Here is a 1,277-nt window from a genome sequence, read left to right on the forward strand (position 1 = left end):
TTGTCCTGGTATTCTTATAAACCTTTTTAATAAAAACAAAATTTATTATAAACTTCCAATAACAGCAAATATTTAAAATACATATACTTCATTTTAGCCCATCAAAAGACATTTTCAACTTTATTTTACAATTTTTTAAATAAACTCTACATTGGATTGGACAATGGAATCTAAAAATTCTTTATTCTTTAATTTTTCATACTTTTCATAGTATGAAAAATATGAAAAAAATGATTTATACTACAATACATTCCTAAAATTTATTTGTTTTTTTATGATATAATGAAAAAATATTTTATAAATTTCCAATTTGGATATAAAAATTACCAAAGAGAGATATTTTATGAAAAAAGACATATTATATACTTTAAACGTATTTTTATATATATCATTACTTTATTCGTGTTCTTGGACGCCATTAAAATCTTCAAAAATCATTAGTATTAAAACTGAGAGTTTTGATTATAATACAATTAAAGAAAAGAATATTATAGAATGTAATAAAAACTTAGTCAAAGCGGATAATAAAAATATTTGCCTTGCTCTTGAAGAAACTGCGTTTGAATTAAAAGAAGGGGAGATATTTGAATTACTTGCAGGCGGTTATGTTACATGGGCAAAATCTGGTTATTTAAGAGCTTTAAAAGATAAACACAACAATTTAATTAAAGATCTTGAAGGACTTAAGTACTCTTATATTTTTTCACCCATCCGATTCAAAAATTATTCATGGTTTAGCTATACTAACAACACCTATAGCATTAACGACAATAATTATAAAATATTAGGACAAGAAATACCTATAGCCAAAATAATATCATTTGAATCAACCAAAGAGTTTGAAGAAAAATACCAAGTCAAGAACCTAAAATTAAGTTCAGAAGAATTAAATATTGATTTTGAACGATATAGAACTGGTTTTGCAAGAATCAGTTTAAAAGAAATTTCAAAGGAACCTAATTATATTTACTCATATAATTTTGGGGTTTTTGACAATTCATTAACAGATTCTTTTAAACTTTTCTATAAAAAAAGTAAATGCAACTATATGCTTGCATATCTTACTATAAAAAATAAACAAACCAATGAAGATAAAACTTATGAAATACTATTAAATATAAGGTTGTTTAATGACACTATCAGGTTAATAATGACCAAATATTCCAATTTATCAACTGAAAAATTAAAACTTCCTATTGATGAGTAATTAAAAATGAACTAAATTTTGAAAATAGAATTATTGCCTTTTGAAGGTAAATCAAGAAGTTTGTGCAGAA

At 23.5% G+C, this 1,277-nt stretch carries 1 protein-coding gene; it reads left to right on the forward strand.

Annotated elements, in window-relative coordinates; all coding sequences use genetic code 11:
* Positions 1-343 precede the first annotated feature (343 nt).
* Complete coding sequence (locus LRB30_RS05775; RefSeq protein WP_231014670.1) at positions 344-1,207, forward strand: S2/P23 family protein; 864 nt, start codon at positions 344-346, stop codon at positions 1,205-1,207.
* Positions 1,208-1,277 lie beyond the last annotated feature (70 nt).

The organism is Borreliella americana (assembly GCF_021043605.1).
GTDB lineage: Bacteria > Spirochaetota > Spirochaetia > Borreliales > Borreliaceae > Borreliella > Borreliella americana.

Excerpts from the sequence above, each read along its gene's own strand:
- LRB30_RS05775 (WP_231014670.1), top strand. The coding sequence starts at position 344 with ATGAAAAAAGACATATTATATACTTTAAACGTATTTTTATATATATCA.